At 58.0% G+C, this 19,687-nt stretch carries 32 protein-coding genes, 1 tRNA gene and 1 pseudogene; 15 read left to right on the top strand and 19 right to left on the bottom strand.

Annotated features, from left to right (window positions below):
* The first annotated feature begins 13 nt into the window (after window positions 1-13).
* Window positions 14-274, top strand: coding sequence for a hypothetical protein (locus ACP7E0_RS17365; protein WP_426126307.1), 261 nt, complete (start codon window positions 14-16; stop codon window positions 272-274).
* Here the strand turns inward: ACP7E0_RS17365 and ACP7E0_RS17360 are convergent.
* The 4 genes from ACP7E0_RS17360 to ACP7E0_RS17345 form a co-directional block, all read right to left on the bottom strand.
* Window positions 271-1,644, bottom strand: a complete 1,374-nt coding sequence (locus ACP7E0_RS17360) for a DUF1073 domain-containing protein (protein ID WP_426126305.1) — start codon at window positions 1,642-1,644, stop codon at window positions 271-273. The two genes, ACP7E0_RS17365 and ACP7E0_RS17360, sit on opposite strands and share 4 nt — an antisense overlap.
* 9 nt (window positions 1,645-1,653) lie before the next feature.
* The gene (terL, locus tag ACP7E0_RS17355; RefSeq protein ID WP_426126303.1) at window positions 1,654-3,048 is read right to left on the bottom strand and encodes a phage terminase large subunit; all 1,395 of its coding nucleotides are present in this window, start codon (window positions 3,046-3,048) and stop codon (window positions 1,654-1,656) included.
* Entirely contained in the window at window positions 3,035-3,499 is a 465-nt protein-coding gene (locus ACP7E0_RS17350; protein WP_426126301.1) for a DUF2280 domain-containing protein, read from the bottom strand. The genes terL and ACP7E0_RS17350 overlap by 14 nt, the downstream gene beginning before the upstream one ends.
* A gap of 247 nt (window positions 3,500-3,746) precedes the next feature.
* On the bottom strand, window positions 3,747-4,343 hold the full coding sequence (locus ACP7E0_RS17345; protein WP_426126355.1) for a putative metallopeptidase: 597 nt from the start codon (window positions 4,341-4,343) through the stop codon (window positions 3,747-3,749).
* Window positions 4,344-4,440: 97 nt separating this feature from the next.
* On the opposite strand from ACP7E0_RS17345, the gene ACP7E0_RS17340 reads away from it, so the two are divergent.
* Window positions 4,441-4,749 carry a YegP family protein gene (locus ACP7E0_RS17340; protein WP_426126299.1) on the top strand — a complete coding sequence of 103 codons (309 nt, stop codon included), beginning with the start codon at window positions 4,441-4,443 and terminating at the stop codon, window positions 4,747-4,749.
* A gap of 84 nt (window positions 4,750-4,833) precedes the next feature.
* Here the strand turns inward: ACP7E0_RS17340 and ACP7E0_RS17335 are convergent.
* Window positions 4,834-4,911, bottom strand: a tRNA-Met gene (locus tag ACP7E0_RS17335).
* A 671-nt stretch (window positions 4,912-5,582) separates the two neighbouring features.
* Between ACP7E0_RS17335 and ACP7E0_RS17330 the strand changes: the two genes are divergently transcribed.
* On the top strand, window positions 5,583-5,750 hold the full coding sequence (locus tag ACP7E0_RS17330) for a hypothetical protein (protein WP_426126297.1): 168 nt from the start codon (window positions 5,583-5,585) through the stop codon (window positions 5,748-5,750).
* A gap of 141 nt (window positions 5,751-5,891) precedes the next feature.
* On the opposite strand, the gene nusG is transcribed toward ACP7E0_RS17330, so the two are convergent.
* The 5 genes from nusG to ACP7E0_RS17305 are packed head-to-tail and all read right to left on the bottom strand — an operon-like array spanning window position 5,892 to window position 8,742.
* Window positions 5,892-6,440 (bottom strand): transcription termination/antitermination protein NusG, encoded by a 549-nt coding sequence (nusG, locus tag ACP7E0_RS17325; RefSeq protein WP_426126296.1) that lies wholly within the window; start codon window positions 6,438-6,440, stop codon window positions 5,892-5,894.
* 37 nt (window positions 6,441-6,477) lie between these two features.
* A complete protein-coding gene (locus ACP7E0_RS17320) occupies window positions 6,478-7,050 on the bottom strand; it encodes a helix-turn-helix domain-containing protein (RefSeq protein ID WP_426126295.1) in 573 nt (190 codons plus the stop codon).
* A complete protein-coding gene (locus tag ACP7E0_RS17315; RefSeq protein WP_426126293.1) occupies window positions 7,047-7,796 on the bottom strand; it encodes a YdaU family protein in 750 nt (249 codons plus the stop codon). Before ACP7E0_RS17315 ends, ACP7E0_RS17320 begins: the two co-directional genes overlap by 4 nt.
* Window positions 7,793-8,167 carry a DUF1064 domain-containing protein gene (locus tag ACP7E0_RS17310; RefSeq protein WP_426126291.1) on the bottom strand — a complete coding sequence of 125 codons (375 nt, stop codon included), beginning with the start codon at window positions 8,165-8,167 and terminating at the stop codon, window positions 7,793-7,795. Before ACP7E0_RS17310 ends, ACP7E0_RS17315 begins: the two co-directional genes overlap by 4 nt.
* On the bottom strand, window positions 8,164-8,742 hold the full coding sequence (locus ACP7E0_RS17305; RefSeq protein WP_426126289.1) for an MT-A70 family methyltransferase: 579 nt from the start codon (window positions 8,740-8,742) through the stop codon (window positions 8,164-8,166). The genes ACP7E0_RS17310 and ACP7E0_RS17305 overlap by 4 nt, the downstream gene beginning before the upstream one ends.
* Before the next feature lie 89 nt (window positions 8,743-8,831).
* Here ACP7E0_RS17305 and ACP7E0_RS17300 point away from each other — a divergent pair, with 89 nt between their 5' ends.
* Window positions 8,832-9,065, top strand: coding sequence for a DUF982 domain-containing protein (locus ACP7E0_RS17300; protein ID WP_426126288.1), 234 nt, complete (start codon window positions 8,832-8,834; stop codon window positions 9,063-9,065).
* 35 nt (window positions 9,066-9,100) lie between these two features.
* Here ACP7E0_RS17300 and ACP7E0_RS17295 read toward each other — a convergent pair whose 3' ends face one another.
* On the bottom strand, window positions 9,101-9,301 hold the full coding sequence (locus ACP7E0_RS17295; protein ID WP_426126286.1) for a hypothetical protein: 201 nt from the start codon (window positions 9,299-9,301) through the stop codon (window positions 9,101-9,103).
* A gap of 113 nt (window positions 9,302-9,414) precedes the next feature.
* Between ACP7E0_RS17295 and ACP7E0_RS17290 the strand changes: the two genes are divergently transcribed.
* Window positions 9,415-10,188: an HNH endonuclease gene (locus tag ACP7E0_RS17290; RefSeq protein ID WP_426126353.1), complete on the top strand. Its 774-nt coding sequence runs from the start codon at window positions 9,415-9,417 to the stop codon at window positions 10,186-10,188.
* A gap of 110 nt (window positions 10,189-10,298) precedes the next feature.
* On the opposite strand, the gene ACP7E0_RS17285 is transcribed toward ACP7E0_RS17290, so the two are convergent.
* Entirely contained in the window at window positions 10,299-10,670 is a 372-nt protein-coding gene (locus ACP7E0_RS17285) for a hypothetical protein (RefSeq protein WP_426126285.1), read from the bottom strand.
* A 48-nt stretch (window positions 10,671-10,718) separates the two neighbouring features.
* On the opposite strand from ACP7E0_RS17285, the gene ACP7E0_RS17280 reads away from it, so the two are divergent.
* Window positions 10,719-10,949 carry a hypothetical protein gene (locus ACP7E0_RS17280; RefSeq protein ID WP_426126284.1) on the top strand — a complete coding sequence of 77 codons (231 nt, stop codon included), beginning with the start codon at window positions 10,719-10,721 and terminating at the stop codon, window positions 10,947-10,949.
* An 89-nt stretch (window positions 10,950-11,038) separates the two neighbouring features.
* On the opposite strand, the gene ACP7E0_RS17275 is transcribed toward ACP7E0_RS17280, so the two are convergent.
* The 6 genes and pseudogenes from ACP7E0_RS17275 to ACP7E0_RS17250 all read right to left on the bottom strand — a co-directional run bounded on the left by ACP7E0_RS17275 (window position 11,039) and on the right by ACP7E0_RS17250 (window position 13,118).
* Entirely contained in the window at window positions 11,039-11,236 is a 198-nt protein-coding gene (locus tag ACP7E0_RS17275; protein ID WP_426126282.1) for a hypothetical protein, read from the bottom strand.
* Window positions 11,229-11,432, bottom strand: coding sequence for a hypothetical protein (locus ACP7E0_RS17270; protein ID WP_426126281.1), 204 nt, complete (start codon window positions 11,430-11,432; stop codon window positions 11,229-11,231). Before ACP7E0_RS17270 ends, ACP7E0_RS17275 begins: the two co-directional genes overlap by 8 nt.
* A gap of 3 nt (window positions 11,433-11,435) precedes the next feature.
* Window positions 11,436-11,732 (bottom strand): hypothetical protein, encoded by a 297-nt coding sequence (locus ACP7E0_RS17265; protein WP_426126279.1) that lies wholly within the window; start codon window positions 11,730-11,732, stop codon window positions 11,436-11,438.
* Entirely contained in the window at window positions 11,729-12,040 is a 312-nt protein-coding gene (locus ACP7E0_RS17260) for a hypothetical protein (protein ID WP_426126277.1), read from the bottom strand. Before ACP7E0_RS17260 ends, ACP7E0_RS17265 begins: the two co-directional genes overlap by 4 nt.
* A gap of 599 nt (window positions 12,041-12,639) precedes the next feature.
* A pseudogene (locus ACP7E0_RS17255) lies at window positions 12,640-12,891 on the bottom strand (DUF2312 domain-containing protein); the annotation flags it as partial.
* Window positions 12,888-13,118 (bottom strand): carph-isopro domain-containing protein, encoded by a 231-nt coding sequence (locus tag ACP7E0_RS17250; RefSeq protein ID WP_426126275.1) that lies wholly within the window; start codon window positions 13,116-13,118, stop codon window positions 12,888-12,890. The gene ACP7E0_RS17250 and the pseudogene ACP7E0_RS17255, both read right to left, overlap by 4 nt.
* A 94-nt stretch (window positions 13,119-13,212) precedes the next feature.
* Here ACP7E0_RS17250 and ACP7E0_RS17245 point away from each other — a divergent pair, with 94 nt between their 5' ends.
* Window positions 13,213-13,962: a S24 family peptidase gene (locus ACP7E0_RS17245; protein ID WP_426126273.1), complete on the top strand. Its 750-nt coding sequence runs from the start codon at window positions 13,213-13,215 to the stop codon at window positions 13,960-13,962.
* Here ACP7E0_RS17245 and ACP7E0_RS17240 read toward each other — a convergent pair whose 3' ends face one another.
* Window positions 13,963-14,265, bottom strand: a complete 303-nt coding sequence (locus ACP7E0_RS17240) for a hypothetical protein (RefSeq protein ID WP_426126272.1) — start codon at window positions 14,263-14,265, stop codon at window positions 13,963-13,965.
* Window positions 14,266-14,592: 327 nt separating this feature from the next.
* Here ACP7E0_RS17240 and ACP7E0_RS17235 point away from each other — a divergent pair, with 327 nt between their 5' ends.
* The 8 genes from ACP7E0_RS17235 to ACP7E0_RS17200 all read left to right on the top strand — a co-directional run bounded on the left by ACP7E0_RS17235 (window position 14,593) and on the right by ACP7E0_RS17200 (window position 19,685).
* On the top strand, window positions 14,593-15,321 hold the full coding sequence (locus tag ACP7E0_RS17235) for a DUF3800 domain-containing protein (RefSeq protein WP_426126270.1): 729 nt from the start codon (window positions 14,593-14,595) through the stop codon (window positions 15,319-15,321).
* A 493-nt stretch (window positions 15,322-15,814) separates the two neighbouring features.
* On the top strand, window positions 15,815-16,045 hold the full coding sequence (locus tag ACP7E0_RS17230; protein WP_426126268.1) for a hypothetical protein: 231 nt from the start codon (window positions 15,815-15,817) through the stop codon (window positions 16,043-16,045).
* Window positions 16,042-16,239, top strand: coding sequence for a hypothetical protein (locus ACP7E0_RS17225; RefSeq protein WP_426126267.1), 198 nt, complete (start codon window positions 16,042-16,044; stop codon window positions 16,237-16,239). Before ACP7E0_RS17230 ends, ACP7E0_RS17225 begins: the two co-directional genes overlap by 4 nt.
* Before the next feature lie 5 nt (window positions 16,240-16,244).
* Window positions 16,245-16,562, top strand: a complete 318-nt coding sequence (locus ACP7E0_RS17220; RefSeq protein ID WP_426126266.1) for a hypothetical protein — start codon at window positions 16,245-16,247, stop codon at window positions 16,560-16,562.
* Window positions 16,563-16,747: 185 nt separating this feature from the next.
* A complete protein-coding gene (locus ACP7E0_RS17215) occupies window positions 16,748-17,824 on the top strand; it encodes a hypothetical protein (RefSeq protein ID WP_426126264.1) in 1,077 nt (358 codons plus the stop codon).
* Window positions 17,825-17,834: 10 nt separating this feature from the next.
* Window positions 17,835-18,611: an ERF family protein gene (locus tag ACP7E0_RS17210; protein ID WP_426126263.1), complete on the top strand. Its 777-nt coding sequence runs from the start codon at window positions 17,835-17,837 to the stop codon at window positions 18,609-18,611.
* Window positions 18,604-19,266, top strand: a complete 663-nt coding sequence (locus tag ACP7E0_RS17205) for a lambda exonuclease family protein (protein ID WP_426126262.1) — start codon at window positions 18,604-18,606, stop codon at window positions 19,264-19,266. The genes ACP7E0_RS17210 and ACP7E0_RS17205 overlap by 8 nt, the downstream gene beginning before the upstream one ends.
* Before the next feature lie 2 nt (window positions 19,267-19,268).
* A complete protein-coding gene (locus ACP7E0_RS17200) occupies window positions 19,269-19,685 on the top strand; it encodes a hypothetical protein (protein WP_426126260.1) in 417 nt (138 codons plus the stop codon).
* Window positions 19,686-19,687 lie beyond the last annotated feature (2 nt).

Below are 19,687 nucleotides of genomic sequence, written 5' to 3'. Positions count from 1 at the left end.
ATAGGGGAACGACTTGGCCAAATTTCTGATTGCCTATGACCTCAAACAACAAGGTCAAAACTACACTTGCATCATCAACAAACTGAAAGCACTTGGTGCTTTTCACTCACAAAAGTCAGTTTGGCTTCTCAAGACAAATACAACAAACGTGGCGGCGCTTCGGGATCACCTCAAAGACGATCTCGACGAAAACGATCAAGTAATTGTTGTTCAGTTTGATGAAGCATGGGCCTCATGGAACATGAACGATAACGCAACGTATTTGAACGGCTAAGCCGTGGGCTTCGGTAAAGGCTTTGTCGCCGCGGCTGCAGCTGCAAGTTCCTCTTCGGAAGGCTCCTGCTCTTCAATCGGGCCGTATTCTTCAACCGCCGCATCTAGGCCGGGCAGTACGCCATCCTCAACCAGCCGGTTTGTCAGGCCCTTCGAGATCGCTTCGCGAGTGATGATCTCCTGTCCACTGGTCGTACCCACGATGGTACGCGCTGCATCGGCAGTGGTCTTGAAGATATCGGCGCGTTCCTTCTCGCTCATCTGTTCGAGCGGCGCCCACTGATAGTAGACGTCAGGGTCTTTCACGTCGGCCGATCGCTCAAGGCATTCGTCGAGCCGAACCATTGCCGGCTGTATCTCCAACTCCTGGATAGACTGGATGCGGTCATGGTAGTTCTTCATGTCGCTGGCGCCGGTGGCATTCATTCCGGCAGGCGATTGGCCGAGGAGACGGGTAACCGGAATATCGGCCGCCCCTGAGACGATCTGCATGAAAGCCATGAGGATGTCGGTCAGGCCGGCGAGCGATGCGCTCTTGCTTTCGTATTCCTCTTCCTTGTCCAGAAGCAGCGTTCCGTTGATGCCTTTCGACATGTTCGCGAGGCTGTAACGCTCAATGATTTTAGAGCGATAGACCTCGTTGTTCAACGAAGCCATGAAGTCTGGAATACGGATGATGTCGATCTTCGCCTCAAACACGAGCGATGCGATATTGCCGGCAGTGCTGTCGGCATTCTTGATCGCGTCGAGGGTGGCAGTCAGAACGCTTTCGCCCCAGCCTTGGTTGAGGGCCGTGTTCATGTCCTCGTCCGGCGCCATTGCTCCAGACAGAAGCACCAGGCGCGACGGATGGATTACGATATGCTCGCCGGTCAGGCTGTCGAGGGTGTAATCCTTCGGGCGCCCGTACCATTCCGAAGCTGGGTTACGGTCAATCTCGCCAGCCTTGAGCTGCCGGCGCGTCATCACCGTGAGATACTTCACGCCGCCCTTGCTGACCCGATCGACCTCAAGCGGCGCGTTCGTCGCTTCGTCGGCTGTCCCGATATAGACAGCAGCGCCACCAAACAGCCGGGCTTTCTTGGCAGCCTCAAGCACCTTGCCCTTCACGTTCAGGCGCTTCTCCTCCTCCTCGATGGCTTCGATCTGCGGCTTCTTCGCCTGCCAGTCGCGCCACTTGCGGCAGCTGTCCAGCGCCGGGATATCGACGATCTTCCGCGGCAGCCAGGATCCGCGATAGGCGGCGATGATCTGCTCGTCGGTCAGGACCGGCTGAGTGTAGAAGACGGTCGCGGCCTTATCCCGCTCCGTACCCATCCTCGAAACAAGGCTGGTCAAGCTGTCGCGAAACAGCGTGATGACATTGACCATGGTTGTTCCTCAGATATTCGAAAGCGTGAAGGTGCTGGCGTTCAACAGCGCGTTGAATGCACGGCTCGTGCTGTCGGCGTCGTCGTCATGCTTGGCTTCCGGGAAGCCTTCAAGAGCGGCGAACCAGGCGTTATTCCATGGCGCCCGCAGGATAATGACGTTGCCCGCCTCCGCCTGAGCGGAGAAGGGGCTGAACCGGGTAATCTTGTCGCCTGATTCCGGCGTTGCCCGGACATTGAATCCTGCGAGCATCTTCGTCAGGTTGGTGACCTGCGACTTGCCCGCCTGCCCCGGATCCTGCGGCAGCGATATCTGCGTTTCGATCCCATCGGCGTCGGCGGTGTTCTTGATCAACCGTTCAACGCCGGATGGCGATAGGAAGTCAGTCACGTGATGGCCGACGATGTAGCTGCCGTCTGGCAACTTGCCGATCTTCGTGCCCGCCGTGGCGTCCGGATCGTTGCCCTCGATCTTCGGCGTCGAGGCCAAGTCCCATCCGCGCATCCATCGGACACCGGCGGGAACCGCATCGACGACCCGGCACCATCCGCGCTGAAACAGCAGACCAGCGGCAGGCCGGATCTTCCAGTTACCACCAAGCAGGCGTTCCCGCTCGACCGTAGGCAAAGCCATGAGACTGGCGAGATAGCTCGGATCGGCCGCCATCAGCGCGCGGTTGTCGCTGAGCTTGGCCGGGATGAATGTTACCGACTTTGGCGGGATCGGAGCATCAACGCCGTCCTCGTTCGGCGCGGTATAATGCGCCAGCTCCTCGGGGCTGCTTCCCCATATGATGGCGTCACCGATGCGGACGAACCAGCGAAGCACCCCGGCACGCGACGGGATCGGTAGGCCCGTGTCCTGGTCTATCCACCAGGCAATGAACTCGGCGACCCAGCTGTCGGCATCCGGATTACACGTTGCCCTGATGTAGGGCTTAACCCCGCTCATCGAGCGGTTACGCGAGACCATGTACCAGAACTGCTTGGCGCTGAAGTGGGTCAGCTCGTCGAAGCAGATAAGCGGGATCTGCGACCCCTGCCAGTTAAGGACGGTCTTGTCATGCTCCAGGTGCGCAAACGAGACCGACGAGCCGGACGGGAAGTTCCATTGCAGCACGTGCTCTTTCGGAGCCGCGCCGATGGCGGGATAGAGCTTCTCGCTCTCATCCCATAGACCGCCCTCGTTTCGGACCTGCACCGTCGAGCGCCGGAAGAATACGGCGCCGAACTGCGGATTGGCCACGTGGCGCAGCGGCTCCATGAGCAGCGCCCATGTCTTGCCGCCGCCGGCCGAACCTCCATAGATCGCGATATCGGCCGCCGACGCCAGAAAGGCCATCTGTGGCCCCGGTTGCGGCCGGATGATTGTCTGGGCTGGCGCGCCCTTCTCAGCTCCTGCCATTATCGGGCAACTGGAAGATCGTCACCGGAGACACTGGCACCGGCAAGTCCTTTCCGTCCTTCCCTGTTAGTTCGCGGCGGTTCGTGTAACTGCCGCCTACTTCCTCTGCAGCCTGCTTAAGAAGCGACGAGGCGAGCACCATGTTGCCGCTGTTCTCTGCCTTGTCTGCCATGCGCTGCAATGCGCGGAGACGAACGGCCCGATGGCTGATGGCGATGGACGCCGTATCCTCGAGGAAGGTCTTGCGGGTCTCCTCGAACAGCACCCGCCACTTTGGCGCCAAGCCAGAGGCAGCCTTCTTGTTCGGGTCGTGGCTCTCGACCAGCTGGCGGCTCACTTCCTGCCCGAAATCCTTCTTGACAGCGGCAGCCACAACCGACGGGCTATCGAAACAGGCCAAGGCCTGCACAATGTAGGTCTTCACCTCATTGGCAAGTTTTGCTTTCGCCATTAGCGTGTCAAAGTCCCGTCAAACATTCAGCAGAGGCCCTTATGTCTACCGCACGATATTTCGTTCGCTATCCGGGCACCATGTCGCACGATCAAGCGTACGCAAAGTTGAGACAGATAAGGGCGGATGTTCCGCAAGTCACATTACGGAAAACTCGTAGGGGCGGAGCGACAATCCATGGTGAGCTGCACCACTTAATGACGGTGAAGCTCATTATCGACCCTTTGGAATTCGAAATGTTCGAGGATTAGGCAACGCGCAAAAGGCATGTCCCGCAGGAATGCTCGATATGGGCGCGGGCGATCTCGGGTGGCCGGTTGGCTGCATCCACCATGGCGCGGACACCAGCAGCATCTGGCCCATACCGACGGACAACGCCGATGAACTGCTCCACGTCGTGTCCACGGATGGTGAACACCGGCTGGCCGGTCATCTTGTTGAACTTGGGAGCGCCGAAGGCATCGACGTCCTGGGCGGCGTGGTAAAGCTCATGCTCGACCAGAGCCATGAATTCCGCATCGCCGCATTGCTGGCAGTATTCTGCATCAAGCGTGATGATGAAGTCCGGAACGGATCCGAACCACTCGACCACCTGCTGCTCTGCCCGTGCGCGGGGCCATTTGCCCATCGCACCCTGCGGTGAGCCGGTCTCACACTGGCCTATCACCCGCTTACCCTTGCGGTTGTTCTCAACAACGGTCCAGAGGTAGCCGATGTGGGCGTTGGCGAGATGGTCATGCTCTGGATTGGCGACAGGCGACGACGGGTCGAAGAATGTCGCCTCTACCCAATCCCCCACGTCATGCGCCGGCACAAACGATTTGAAGTCGTCGAGCCCAAACATGTTTTCGGGCGGATATGGGCGGCTGGCGTTCATTCACCTCACCAATTCAACCCTTGATATATATCGACGTGTTTATTTGTCTTTGGTGGCTACCACTGTGAACAACGTGGATAAATTTCAAATATTGCACGTTAAGCGGGCGCAATCTTTAATTGCCATTGCGACTCTTAGTCGTTCGATCTTTCATGCTGATGCAACCAGCAGAAGGGAAAACGGAATGGCAGAGACTTTACCGTGCTATCGAGAGCGTAAGGACAAGAGCGGAAACTGGTATTGGGTCTACTACGCGAAGAATGGCGAAGAAATTGCCCGAAGCAGCGAGAGCTACGTGAACCGCTCAGACTGCCTGCACAGCATTAATCTGGTCAAAGCTTCGAAGGATGACCCCGTCTATTATTACGAGTGAAGCTCGGAACATCGCCCGCTCTCGAACAGGCGGAGACATAGAATAGAAGCCCGTCCTGTATGTCTGCAGGACGGGATCTAAAATTGGTTGCGGAGACAGGATTTGAACCTGCGACATCCAGCTTATGAGGCTGGCGAGGTACCGGGCTGCTCTACTCCGACATGTGGATTGAAAATTCCACGCCGCGCTCCATTTCACTAAGTGGTACACTTAGGAGGAACCAGCAATGAACCGGAATACCCTTATTGGCCTTGCAGTTGCCGCCGTGGTTGTTGTCCTTGCGCTTGCTTTCATGATGCCGGGGGACAATGACACTGCGACAACAACAACTACACCGCCGGCTACGACGACCGAGCCGTCAACCACAACTACGACTCCGACGACAACTCAACCGACGACAACTCAACCGACGACAACTCAACCGACGACAACTCAACCAACGACAACTCAACCGACAACAACACAACCGACAACAACGCAGCCTTCGACCACGACACCAGCTCAGTAAAGGCAAATTGAAGGCGACCATCCTACCGCGTAGACGGGGTGGTCGCATTTGCCCAGTGACGGGCCACTCTGACAAGCTCTATGCACTGTATTCCTGCCTACGGAACCTTTGTCGTAAGTGTGAGTTCGTTGTTCGAAGGAACTTCGCTATGCGCAACGGCAAAGTAATTGCAGCCCTTATCGTCGCCCTCGTCGTCGTCCTAGCGCTCGTGATATTTCTGCCCGGCCACGGTGATACAACGCCGGGACAACCATCGCCTCATGCAATCGATCAGTCTCAGTAGAGACCGCACCTCGTATTCGAGCAGTTGCGCAGGGACATGACAATGGAAAAATCACAAACGGGCCTGGCCCCATCGAATGACACCCCCGCAGAGAACCGGCGCAAGGTTGCGGCCGGTCAGGGTGTGGTCATGGTGATTGGCGGCATCGCAGTTGGAGCGTTCATTCTTTACGCGATCATTATGATGTACGGGATTTTCTATTCCCAGTAGCACGACCGCTCCGGTGTATCTGCAAATGCCGGTTTTAAAAAGACATAACTCACCAGATGGAAGAACGCATATTTGCGTTCTCTGGATTTCGTCGGCGCCAAATTGACGCAAATCAGCCGAAGTCGCCCTGCCCTGTTTATACTATGCGGCAACAAGTTGATCAACAGCTATATTCACGGAACGTTCTCCCCCGAAGAGCGATATCAACACTTTCGCATTTGGCCCGTCGATTCCCAGGACTGGGACGACGAGACCGTCGAACGAACCGCCGAGGATCTGGACGGTATCGCCTTCGGCAAATTCCTTATGGGTCTCCATCCACTTCTGCTCTTTCGGGGCGTCGATTGCGTTCTGGTAGAGCCCCATGATCCGCTCCATGCCGTCCTGGTCGAGCTTCATCGGGCGGCCGCCGATGCCGACGACGCCTGTAATCAGCGGCAGATTGAAAAGGTCGAACCACATCGGCACGCGCTTGGAAAATCCGGTGAAGACGTAGCGGGGCATGAGCGGATAGGTCCGAAGCTCCTTGATCTTCGTGTACTTGTTGCGCCGGCGCCATTCGCGGCGAACCGGCAGGAAGGTCGCCAGTCCGTTCCGGCGAAGGATTAGCTGCGCCACCTGCTCTTTCTGTGGCGGTACGCGCAAGGCGAACCAGTGGAAGTTCTGTGCTGCTTCTGCTGCTGTGGTCATGGTCTTTTCCTCGCTGTATGTTGGGCCGCCGCCGCGCTCAATTTGATGTCGTGGTGTCCTGGTTCGTTTCCTGTGATTTCACCTTCCGAACCGCATGAATGATGGTGGTATGATCCCGGCCGCCGAATATCCGGCCAATTGCTGGGAAGGATAAATCCGCCCGCTGACGGGAGACCTCGAACATGCACCTCTGACGTGGTTCGATGAGCCGGCGAGATCGGCGGATGCCGCATATCTCCTGCCAGGTCACATCTGGGAAATCGGCCAACACCTTGGCGATGATATCGGCCACAGGCTTCTTGTCCTGCCGTGCGGTCATGCCGACGTTTTCGAGCAGGCATATCCGGTCGGCTTGGGCCAGTATGCGGGCATCGCGATCGGCGAGGTCCAGCTCCAGTCTCGAAACCAGATAGCCTTGACGGACTAAGCGGCCTTTCAGAACGTCATTCTCTGCCAGCGCCTTTTGCGCTCGTTCGGTCTCGGTCTGCAGGGAAACGCGAAGACGCTCGACGTCGGCCTGTTTCACCCATGCGGCAGGATCCATCAGGCGGGCTCTAACCGCCTGTGCTTCAGCGCTTTGCCGGTGCAGTTCACTGTTTCTGATGTTCATTGGAAGCTCCTTTCGGCACGTCTGAGTTCGGCGGCGATGTATTCCTCTCGGCTCGTAGGCGGCGGTGGCCTGCCCTTCACCCGCTCCCACAGTCGCTTGGACAGGTATTTGTCAGCGGCGTGCCACGTGTCCCGCCTGCTGGCCTTGACGGTGGTGATGTATCCGGGAGTGTTGGCCGTTACGGTCTTGCGCTCGACTGGCGACAGTGCCTGCCATGCCGACCGGGCCTTGTCCTCGTCGTCGGTCGTGAAGGTCGGCCAGGAGGAGAACCAGCTTCCAAAAGCCTTCTCGTCCAGATCGTTTTCAGCCTCGCGTTTTTTTTGAATTGGTTCTGAACGAAGTGAAGAACCAAGGTTGTCGGTTAAAGGTGGCACGCCCGTATCAGTGCATTTGCTCTGCACTTGCACTGCACTTGCATCCGCAATCGGTTTTCCTTTGCCATATCGGGCTTCGGCAGCGGCGCGGCGCTTTTCGATTATGTCGTCGGCCTTCGAAAGCTCGGCATCGATACGCTTATGCGTCCAGCCCGGGCCGAACAGCATCGCTATGACGTCACGGCTCTCTTCCCACTGGTCAGCCGTCATGCGGGCCACGCGGGCTATCAGCTTCTCGTTCGCCGGCAAGTGCCCGTTTTGCCAATAGTGCATGATCAAGAGCATGTAGGCGCCGTGTTCGGTCGCGGTCAGGTGCCCGGTATCAGCGAGATAGTCAGCGATGTGGAGCGGCATCCAAGCACGGTTGCTCATCGGATCACCTCGACATCGATGCCGAAGCAAGCCTTCATGAGCTTCTGCTTGACGCGGAAATCACGAGTGACAACGCCTTTGGTGTCGACGATGCGCCGAGCACAGCAGATCCGGTCGAAGAACACGAAATCAGCTCGGTACCGGGCGACAAGCACGCCGTTAACGATCAGGTCATACCAGCGCTGCACTTCGATGTCCGTCACCTCGTTGGCCTTCTCGCGAAGCTTCAGGGCGGCGTAGTAGGTCGCCTCTGCCTTGCTATCGAAGCAGATACCGTCGAGTAGAACGCGCTTGGCGTTGAACTTGTTTGTGGGCTTCTTCTTCTGGGAGAGAAGCTGGCGGCCTTCCTCTCGGGTGAGATGGATGTTCATGCCGCCTCTCCCAGCTTGCCGACTTCATCGCCCCATGCCGTCCAGCCCTTGCGGTTGGTCCGACTGAAAAGGTCGAGTCGATTGGCGCGCGGCATTAGCCGTTCGGCCTCGTGATAGGCTTCCTCTGGCTTTTCCGAGTGCTCTCTAACCTTACCGTGGATGACCGACCGGGTGGATCTGGTCAGCGTCGGTTCTCCGCGCTTGGCGATGATGAAAGGCTCATGAGAACCGCGCAGCCCATAGCCGGTCCCGAACGCGACCTTGCCGTGCTTGGTCATCTTCACCCAGACGCCTTCAGTGCAGTAGGTGAAGCCCCATGCACGGACGGTCGTCAGTTGCTGTGGAAGCATCGGGGCCGTGCACCAGAGCCAGAGCGTGCAGTTTGGTGCGGCCAGATCGAGCACTGGCATGGCGTTGATCTCATCGAGGGGCATGGTTTTGTAGTGGGCCTGAGCGGACTTGCCTTCGCCCTTCTCCGAACGCACGGCAAACCGCCAAGGCGGATCCGCCATGATGAAATCAAAGCTATGGGGTTGCAGGTCGCCGAACGGCCATGTGTCTTGAAAGAGTCTCATGCTGCCACCCGCAATTTTGTCAGGATAAGTCGCGTGGAACAGTTTTCGCTAAAATACGTTTGTGGAATGCCTGCCCTACGGAGGACGTCATGATTAGCATCTGGGATGCGAACGTTGAGTTGAATATTGAGGATCGTTTTCTCGTCATCAGGAACGCCCGAGAGGCGGTCACATTCCTGAAGAAATCTTGGCCCGAGACCAAGAGCCCGAGTTATGCAACGGCGCGAAAGGCATGCTTGGACGCGGCGAAGGGAGTTATCCCTAGCGCAGAGGCGCGTGCCGCGTTTGAAACTGCGGCGAAGGAAGCCGGTATCCTGCGATAAATATGATGTCGCAACGATCGGAGAGAGAAACTGGCTCATGCCGCCGCCTGTCTGCGCTCAAGCGCCTTCACATAGGCCGTACGGATTTCCTCCAACCTAGCGACGTCATATTCCTTGGTGGCGATCTCGTTTTCAGGTCGAGGCTTCTTTGCCTCCCTGCCATGGTCTTCAAGCCATAGGTTTGCGCTGGCGATACGGCGATCGAGCCAGTCAATCATCTCGGTAGGTTCGGTCATGCCGCCCTCCTCGTATGGCACGAGTTAACCCGAACGAAATGCCGGCATGAGAAAACCGGGCGCTGAAGAACCACGGGGAGGGTCGGGTGGCTTGGGGATTTGAAATTGGCCGGATGTATAGCCGGCGCGCTGATATTCATGCCCGATTTGATGGCCAACAGCGCGGCGGGATCGCTACCCCCGCCAAACACTCGATTGTCATCGTTTTCACCGGTGAAGAAGGCGAAGAACACGGATACAGCGACCGTTGGCGCGATGACGGCGTCTTCGAGTATTTTGGCGAGGGCCAAGTCGGTGACATGGTCATGCAAAAGGGTAACCGAGCAATCGCCCATCATGCCGCGAACGGCAAAAGTGTACTGCTTTTCAAAATCGCCCCTCGAGGCGTTGTGTTCGAGGGAGAAATGATCTGCGAAGGCTACCAGGTTCGCCCTGCCCCCGATCGGCTCGGCAACCTGCGTAATGCGATCGTTTTTGAATTGCGATTGGTCGAAAATGTTATCGAACGTGTGTCCGATTTGCCCACGACCGTCGGAAGCCTCGCGTCCCTTCGGGAAAGGGCGTTTGCTGCAGCGAAACCCGCGCCGGCCAAAAGCACCTCGAGCACAACGGTTTTCGAGCGAAGCCGTGACGTGCGTGATTACGTGGTCGCGCGAGCGGTTGGACATTGCGAAGGTTGCAGCCAACGTGCCCCATTTGTGCGGACCAACGGCGTTCCCTACCTCGAGCCGCACCACATTCGCCGCCTTACCGATGGCGGCCCTGATGATCCGCGGTTTGTTATAGCTCTGTGTCCGAATTGCCATCGGCGGGTTCATTCTGGCGTCGACGGCGCCGCGTACAATGGCGACCTCCGGGAGAAGATGAAGGCGATCGAGATCGCGTAGATTGTTCGTCATGCCATTCGCCTTCGGTCTGAAAAGAAAATCCGCATTTGCGCGGCAGTTGGGCGGCCGGGAGGAGTTAGCCGCCTGGGGGAGCTGGATCGTCGCGAAGCTCAGGGGCGATCTTGAAAGCCAACCACCTTGAGGACCGCAGCAAAGAACGAGCGAAAGAGATGCGCGTCTTCGCCACCCAGGAGAGCTGTGGCTCGTTCGATTGCTTCGTCATTGGTGCGCACCTCCTGCCGTGCGTATTGGAGGCCGCTGACCGCTTCGACGCGGAACAGCTCCTTGGGACTGATGGAAATTCGGGGATCCGCGTACCAAGCGTCTTTTGTGCGGGTGTAGGACCAGCCCAGCTTAGAAGCCGCGTAGCGAATGCGATTGCTGACGCTGCCCAGCGTCGGCGGTGCGATATCGTTCCTCAAAGCTTTTTGACAGAATACTGCAGTACTCATTTCTGATTTCTCCGACGCCTTTTCGGACATTTCCGACAACTCCTGTGGCTAAGTGATCCTTGTTGAAGGGGATCAGAGATGAGCCACGGGACTGGAACTGAAGTGCGAGACGGCGAACGGGTTAGCCTTGCAGGGCCCCTGCCCGCCGTCTCCGAACCGCCGCCCGCATGCGGCGATCCAATCAAGCTGGGCGATGTCGTCGCCCTCGTCGTTTCGGATCTCGGTGTCAGGCGGATAGCCGCGCCGGTTGATCCTCGTAGGGAGAAGGAAGGCCGCGCTCTGCGCTTCGCTCCTCAGAAATCCATTTGAGCGCGAGGGCCTCGGGCACTCTCAGAAGTCAATCGACTTCGTGTCGAACCCGACCTTCCAGAGCCTCAAGACAGCGTCGCGCGGGTCTTTCACTGCATGCCCGCCATGCGTTCGGTATCGGACCGGAGTGCCCGGTAGCGCGCAATGACTTCGCGGTGGGCTTTCCGCTGCGCAGGAGTGCGGCGGCGAAACTGACGCTCCTTGCAGGCGATCAACACGACGACCAGCAGCACGAGCGAAACGATTGTCGCGAAACCAACCAGGCTCCAGAACAAGAGATCAGACATGCGGGCCTCCAAAGATGTGAGCGAGTTCATCGACGGCAGCTATCCTCGTGGCTTCCGTCCACTCGCTTGCCGGTCGGTCGAGAACGGGACGCGGTACCGCCGCACGAATGCCCGTCCCGTTCTCGACGGCCACCTGTGCCTCTGCATCGATTGGGTCACCGAAGATGCGGGCGAAATCAGTTTCAAAGTTCCGCATAGCTCAGGCCTCCCCGCCGAAGATGGTGAAAGCATCCGGAGAATTGATCTCCTGATGAACCCGGCCGAAAATAGAGTTCCTGGATGCGGCACGCTTAATGCGCGCCAAGCCAGCTGCGGACTTGATGTTCGGGAAACTTCGTCCGTTCTGATGAGCGCAGGAAAGAACAGCGTTGCCATTCGTATAGATCGCAGCGCCGCAGTTTTTCGCGACCTGTGCAGAGTTCATCCCGCATTCGATCCCGCCGTCAATCTGCGCAAGGCGCTGTTTCGTTGATGCACGCTCCCACCACGTTTTCATGCTGCTCTCCTCGCTTTGAATGTTTGCTTGCCTTCGGCCGCGCGCAGCTCGTCGACGAGCGCGATGATCTTCGACCAGTGCATGGCTTTGCCTTTGCCCTTGGCGTTGATCCGCTTGACGCAGTTCATGTTTCGAACCATCGAAAGCTGGTAGCCTTGCTCGAGCAGATAGATCTTCACGCTGTCGTAGGACGCGGTTTCCCCGGGCTCGAAACGGCGCACCGTGCCGCCCTTTGCCTCGAACTCGGCGACGAGAGCAGAAGTGTCGATCTTTCTGACGGGCCGGCGATCAGAGGGCGTGAACTTCAAGGACATCATGCCTCTTCCCTCATTCTCTCGACCGGCGCAGCAATGCAATCCCGGCAATGGGTCCGGCCTTGACCGCCGCAAGTCTCCAGACCGGGGCGCTTGCAGTTCGGTCTGAGGATCAGAGCGTTGGCGATCCGCAATTCGTCCATGGATGGCGCGGGCCTGGGAGTGGTGACGGCTTGCCCCGATTGAGTGCTTTCGATGCCGACGTATTCGTCGGAACGGCCTGGATAGCGGTTGGTGCCACCATCCATTTTTGCGCCACCATTATCAGGGCTTGGTATGCTCGGTTCGCCGCCGGGAACCGCCAAGGCTGCGGGCCGGGTAACATCATCTGCCGTTTCCGGCGAATTCTCGGGGAGACCGACCGGAGACCCGGCCTCCCCTTTAGCTGTGTCATTGGAGGAGGAGATGACAGCAGCGGCCGACGCGGGAGGGGCGTCGGATCGGGTATTCTTTTCTTCGCGGTCGATCATGATATCGACAGCGGTCAGGAGGGCAGCGCGACCGGCTTCAGTCTGCATGCCGGTCGCCACCTGCTGGACGAGACGGGTCGAAACTTCTCCAGTCGAGCGGTTCGGTCGCTCATCGAAGAAATCGGGCTGCTCGATCATGCCGAGGGCAGCGAGATAGGTGTCGAGGATCGCTTCCTGCTCAGCTCGCTCCTCGCGGTCCATCTTCCGGATCGCGATGACCTTTTTCAGTATCTTGCCATCAAAACCCATTCCCTTTGCCTCGCCGTAAACATCCTTGATGTCGTCGGCGATGGTCTTCTTCTCTTCTTCGAGACGTTCTATCCGCTCGATGAACGAACGAAGCTGATCTCTGGCTACACCGTGTGCGTCACTCATGCTGCGCTCTCCTGCCGCGGAAGGAAGTCGTCGGCAGTAAGGTCGATGCCTTCGACCTTCGCTGCTGCGATCAATGCGGGGACGTGTTTGAAAGGAATCATCCCACCGGTGCCCCCATCGCCCCGAGGTCGTTTCCAGTTGGAAACGCGCGTGCGATGGACGCCGACGATGTCAGCAACTTTGTTCGGGCCGCCCAGTTGGCGAATGATTGTCGATGCAGGTTCCATACCCAATGTGTAGCGATATTGGCTACACAAAGCAAGCAAATTCGTAGCGATAATGGAAACAGACTTAAATAGCGGTTTTCGCTACAGAATAGGAATGATGCAGAAGTGGGTTGCAGAGGCGGTCGCCTCATCCGGGAAGTCTCAGGCGGAAGTGGCGCGGCTGCTTCACGCGCAATTCAATTGGGCTGACGACAGGTCAGTCATAAACAAGATCATCAAAGGCCGCCGTGATGTATCCGCTGACGAGGCTATGCACATCTCGTCTGTCACGGGCTATCCGATGGAAGGTAGTGTCAGGCGACCTCTCATCTCGTCATTCGATCCCGACGAGCACGATGCAGAGATCGAGCAAGGCGCTGCCTACAGCCGGGATCGGTGGACACCGCATATCACCGGTGCTCTTCCTGAGCTGGATCTGAAGGTTGGCGCCGGGATGGGGGTTGTCGGCGACGTCATCAATCTTCCCGTTGGCCCCGGCAACATCTCAGGCCATCGCGTAATAGCTGAATGGCTCATCCCGGAAGACTACCTTCGAAATGAAGCGAAGGTTCAAGCGTCGGTCACGATCATAACGGAGATCATTGGGGATTCCATGATCCCGACGTACATGCCAGGCGATCGGGTGATTGTTGACATGTCCCAGAACAAGATGGTCGCTGACACGGTTTACGCTATCAGCGATGGGATGACTGAGCCGCAGATCAAACGCTTGCAGCGGGTACCCTTCAGCGATCCGCCACAGGTGCGCATAATCTCCGATAATCCGAACCTCGAGACTTTCACAGTCGAATTGGATCGACTTCATGTTATTGGGCGCATCTGTGGCCACATCGCTAGAAAATGATCAGGAGGCCCGGCGCTTGGCAGTTGTGACATCGAAGCGCCTGCAGACCTGCACGATGTCGTCAAGCAGCCAGCGTTCCGGCTCTTCGCACATGCCACCAACCTCGTCTGCGACCTCGCCGCCGCCGACGGTCCCCATGATGGGGATAACCTGGAACTCGTCGCCAGCCAGCCGCATGCCGGAAACTGTGGTGAATTTGTACCCGGGGAATGCCTCCCCAAGGTGGGCTTTGATGCGCCCGTGGTCGTCGTCGGCATCGGCTGGCGGCAATACGATGAACTCAGTCACTGCTTCCCTAGCCATTTTCTTCTCCCGTTTGTTCTCATTCTGTTCACGCTAAAAAAGCAGGGATCAGCGCATGTGTCGAATCATTTTTGCTCGTATCGGTATGCATTTGCCGAAGGCCTTGATTCCGCTGATTTCATTTTTAGTACTCGGAACGTCGCCATCCCTAGGGGCCTCTGTCAGTCCTCGGGAGTGTCAGGGACGTCTCAGCGAGATTGCAGCGGGGCGGCTCAGCGCCGACGACACGCTGATGCTCAATGACTGTGCTCTCGCGGGGCTGATCTCGTCGTCCGACATCGAGCGGGCATGTGAGCGGGCGAAGTCTAGCCGGTCGTAGGAGCTACGTTGACCCCTATCCCGCCAGGCACGTATACGATTTTTCTGGATGAGAGCAGCCAGACGAAACACAAATATCTCACCTTCGGATGCCTTGTGCTCGACAACCGGTTTGTGTCGCTATTCGAACGTTACATTACCCATGCCACAGCTCTGGAGCTGCCCAACGGCGAGATGAAATGGACGAAGGTTTCGGCAGCGAAGCTGTTCGCATACAAGCTGGTCATCGATTGTTTTTTCGACGCGGTGGCAGAATATGAACCGCTGCACTTCCACGCGATGGCCGTCGACACCACAAAGCGGAAAGAGCACGTCTATAACGGCGGATCGAGAGAGCTAGGCTTCAACAAGGAGGTCTACCAGCTCCTGTTCAAATGCGCCCGTCTTTACCCCGAATCCCTTTTTCACGTCTACGCTGACCATCGAGATACGACCTCATCGCTTGATGAGCTCCAGACAATCCTGAACAACGGCTGTAAGAAAACAGCCGACTCCAGGCCGCTACCGTTTCGGCGAATTCAGTTTCGCGACTCGAAAGAAGTTCTCTGCCTGCAGATGGTGGACCTTCTGCTCGGTGCTGTTTCGCATCGCCTCAACGGTCACCACCTCAAAGAGGGTTCTTCTCCGTCGAAAAATCATCTTAGCCAATATGTGTTGAACCGCGCGCAAGTGGGCGACGCCTTCCGGGATACCCGGATCAAGGACAAATACACAATCTGGCATCGTAAGTTGAAATAGGGGTCCCGCAGGGCCTAGGCGCAAGCGCCACCGGTTTTCACGGTCCACACTACTCTAGGCAGTGGGGTCGCTCCTGCGGGAGTAGGTTGAGACTACCAAGCAAGTGATTCTGGTTCAACCGAATACACTCACGCGTACCTCGTACTCCAGTTTTCTACCTTCAATGATTGTTGTTTTTCTATCTTGAACTTGATGAGAGGGAGGGAGGGAGACAGCTAAGCTCCCCTACCCCTCAGGACTAATCCTGAATTGCATGACGCCTCTCAGCTAATCGAACCTCGTTATCTGGCAGCACAGTGGGACCCACGCTCCCCCGCGCCGGGGCTTCACCGGCTCGGGAATTGCACCCGGTCGCCCATCACTTGCCGAGACAGATACGTTATCCAAAAACCGATCGCAACAAAAATGTAGCTATCCTCGCTACATTACCATTGCTATTCGTAGCGATTCGCGCTACAACATTCTCAACAAACCGCTTCACCGGAGTTGAGACATGGACATCCAGGCAGCAGCAAAGAAGATCATCGACGAGGCGAACACTCGCAGCCCCGGCGCGGCTTCGATCTACCTCGCGGAGAACATCCGCTTTCATCAGGGTAAGTGCGCGCAGTACGTCCGTTCGTCGAGGAAGCCCGCTGGCTGGACGCTCGGCAAGCACACCGAACTCATTCAGATGCTGATCTCGTCACAGTCTGAGCGCCATGCTCTGCAGGTGGCGGCATGACCGTCGCTCTCGATAAGTCCGCGCTCTTTGACGCGATGGAAGCCTTCTGGAATGCCGAACCGGGCAACGACAAGGGCGTCGAGGCGGCAATCTCTGCTTACCTCACCCGCATGCGTCTTAGCGGCCTTCATGAAACCGTCATGGCTGAAAACGAACGGATGAAGGCTCGAGTCTTCGCCGTCGCTGCGGAGTAGCGCCGATGACAAACTTCACCAGGAATGCAGCGGGCTTTTTACAGAACGAGCGGCCGAACGAATACGAGGTCCGCTTTTCAGTCGAGGGCGAAATTCGCGTCACTCTCATTGCCGACAGTCTCGATGCAGCCAAGGCGAAAGCCGAGGCGATGATTGAAAGCGAAGATTTCGGCATGGAGTTGGACGGTGTGACGGATTCTCGCGTCGATCACGTGATGAAGAGCCGAACGATGTTCCTCGTAACTCGGGACGGACGTTCGATGCAGGTCAGTCGAATTGATAACGGCGACCTCCCGCGCGAACCGACGGACGGTGGTTTTTGATCATGACCCGCCCCGATCCGATCATCCGCCCCTTCATCCCGCTCACGCCGTCGGCAATCAGCCCGCGCGATCCGAACAAGGATCGAAGCCGTCGCCCTCGCCTCTCTCATCCTTGCCTTGCTTGTCTTCGGAACCGTCCAGCAGGAACGGCTTGAGCATCGGGCAGCCATTGAAAGGAACGTCTAATGTCGTCTGAAGTATCCACCGACTTGATTATCTCGCTGCCGGCCGTTCCGAACGTAGCCACGTTCACCAACGAAGCCGAGTTCGACAAGCTCTATGACGCGATCCTGAAGAAGGTGAACGAGCATAAGCACGACGTCTCGACGAAGAAGGGCCGGGACGAGATCAAATCCCTCGCCCACAAGATTTCCAAGACCAAGGTGGCACTCGACAAGCAGGGCTTTGCCCTGACCGAGGAGTGGCGCCTCAACAAGAAGAAGGTGGACGCAACCCGCAACAAGATCGAGGAACGCCTCGTCGGCCTGCGAACGACGTTTCTGAAGCCGTTGACGGATTGGGAAACGATCGAAGAAGCGCGGGTCGAAAAGCACCAAAGGGCGGTCCACGCTCTTCTCGCCTACGTCACCATGTCCGCCGATCACCCATCCGGCGACCTCAAAGACATGCGCGATGCCGTCGAGGCTGTCGTCGTCAACGAGGCTTGGGACGAATTTCAAGACCGGGCCTCGCTCGCCAAGACAGACGCCCTCGCCGCCTTGGATCGTCTGATCAGCGTTGCCGAACGGCGTGAAGCCGATGCGGCCGAACTTGAACAGCTCCGCGCGGCGCAGGCCGAGCGTGATCGCCTGGACGCCCAGCGCCGTGCGGACGATGAAGCTGCCGACGCAGAGGCGAAGCGTGTCGAGGACGAACGTCTGGCTGAAGAGAAGCGCAAGGACGACATCGCGGCCGCCGCTGCCGAGGCCGCCGCACAGGCCGAACGAGTTGCCGCTCAGCGGATCGCCGATGCCGAACAGGCAGCGGCAGAAGCTCAGAAGCGGGCCGACGACGAAATCGCCGCTGCCGCAGCTGAAGCCGAACGCAAGGTAGAAGCCGATCGCAAGCGGATCGCCGACGAGCGGGAGGCCGAAGCGGCCGACCAGCGCCGCAGGGACGCCGACCGCGACCATCGGAAGAAGGTCAACAATTCGATCATCAACGCCATCGTCGAGTGCTCTGGCATCGCTGACGAGCAGGCAATGTCGATCGTCATCGCCTTGGTCAAAGGCACCATCCCCAACGTCACCCTGAAATATTGAGGAGCAGGCAATGAACGCCCTAGCACGCCACGAAGAAACGACCATCGTTCCCGCGCCAATGGTTGCCATGTTCGAACGCGTCCTCATGGACCCCAATGTCCCCATGGACCGCCTCGAAAAGCTGCTGGAGATGAAATACCAGGACGAAGACCGCCAGCGAGAGCAACTCCGCCAGGATCGGGAATACGAGGCGAAGACAGCCTATTTCGCGGCCATGTCGGCCTGCCAGAAAGAATTGCCCGTCGTCGTCAAGAACCGTCGCAACAGCCACACCAATTCGAACTATGCCGATCTCGCTGCCATCGAAGAGCAGGCCATGCCGGTCATCTATGCTCACGGCTTCGGCGTGTCGTTCCAGCCGGACGGCTACAACGAGCTGGGCGAACTGCTGATCAAGTGGGAAATCTCTCACGCGGGCGGCTACGTCCGTAACGGCATCGGGGCAATCCCCGTAGACGGCGCTGGCGCCAAGGGCGGCGTAAACAAGACCGGAACTCAGGCTTTCGGTAGCACGGCCACTTATGGCCGCCGCTACTTGCTCTGCATGCTCTTCAATATCAGCACGGGCGACGACCGCGACGGGAACCGTCCGAAAGAACCAGCAGGAACTATCACCGAAGAACAGGTGATCACTCTCCGCGATCTTATCGAGGCCGCCAATGCCGACATGGCCCGCTTCCTTCGCATGGGGAAGGTCGAACGGCTCGAAGACATCGCTGCTGCGGACTACGCCGGCGCCGTCTCCATGCTCAGAAGCAAAATCGAAAAGGACCGCACCAATGGATAATATCGTTCAGGGATCTCCCGAATGGCTGGCCTTGCGGGCTGGTAAGGTCACCGCCTCGCGCGTCGCCGACGTTATCGCCAAGACCAAGACCGGCGTGTCGGCATCCCGAGCCAAATATGCCGGTGAGCTGATCGCCGAGCGGTTGACCGGGCAACCGGCCGAACGCTTCACCAACGGCGCGATGGCATGGGGGACCGAAAAGGAACCCGATGCCCGCAAGGCTTACGAGTTCTATCGGGATACCGATGTTGCGGAGGTCGCCTTCGTGCTTCACCCGACGATCGCCGACAGCGGTGCATCTCCTGACGGCCTCGTGGACGTGGAAGGGCTTCTCGAAATCAAGTGCCCCGAGACGCACACCCACATCGAAACGCTGCTCAACAAGGCCGTGCCGTCGAAATACGTCACCCAGATGATGTGGCAGATGGCATGCACGGGGCGGAAGTGGTGTGATTTCGTTTCCTTCGACCCTCGCTTGCCCGAATCCATGCAGTTCTTTTGCCAGCGGGTTTATCGCGACGAAACGGTGATTGCCGAGCTTGAGTGCGAAGTGGTCGTCTTCATCAACGAGGTGCGCGGCAAGGTCGCCAAGCTTCGCCGTCTCTATGAACCGGCCGAAGCGGATCCTGCAGCCTCGATGCTGATGGCTGGCTGACCATGGGCACCGTCAACCGCATCGTAGCAAACGAACTCGACAAGGATATCCTCATCCGGTTGATCCGGGCGAGGAAGCCCCCGTTCACGACCACGATGACGGATGGCAAGTACCGGACGAACCCGCAGAACAAGCTGCAACGGAAATGGATGACCGAGGTCGCCGACCAACTCGGCGACCGGACAGCCGAGGAAGTCCGCGGCGAATGCAAGCTCATGCTTGGCGTGCCGATCCTGCGCGCCGAGAACGAGGCGTTCTGCAAGGCCTATGACGAACACGTCAAGCCGCTGTCCTACGAACAGAAGCTGGCCTTCATGATGATGCCGCTCGACTTCCCAGTTACCCGGCTAATGACCACGGCGCAGAGCAAGCAATATCTGGATGCGATCCATCGGCATTACTCGGCGCAGGGGATCTAGCT

It is taken from the genome of Pararhizobium sp. PWRC1-1 (genome assembly GCF_049897905.1).
Taxonomy (GTDB): Bacteria; Pseudomonadota; Alphaproteobacteria; order Rhizobiales; family Rhizobiaceae; genus Pararhizobium.
The sequence above is the reverse complement of the archived record's forward strand: the minus strand, read 5'-3'. Positions and strand labels throughout refer to the sequence as shown.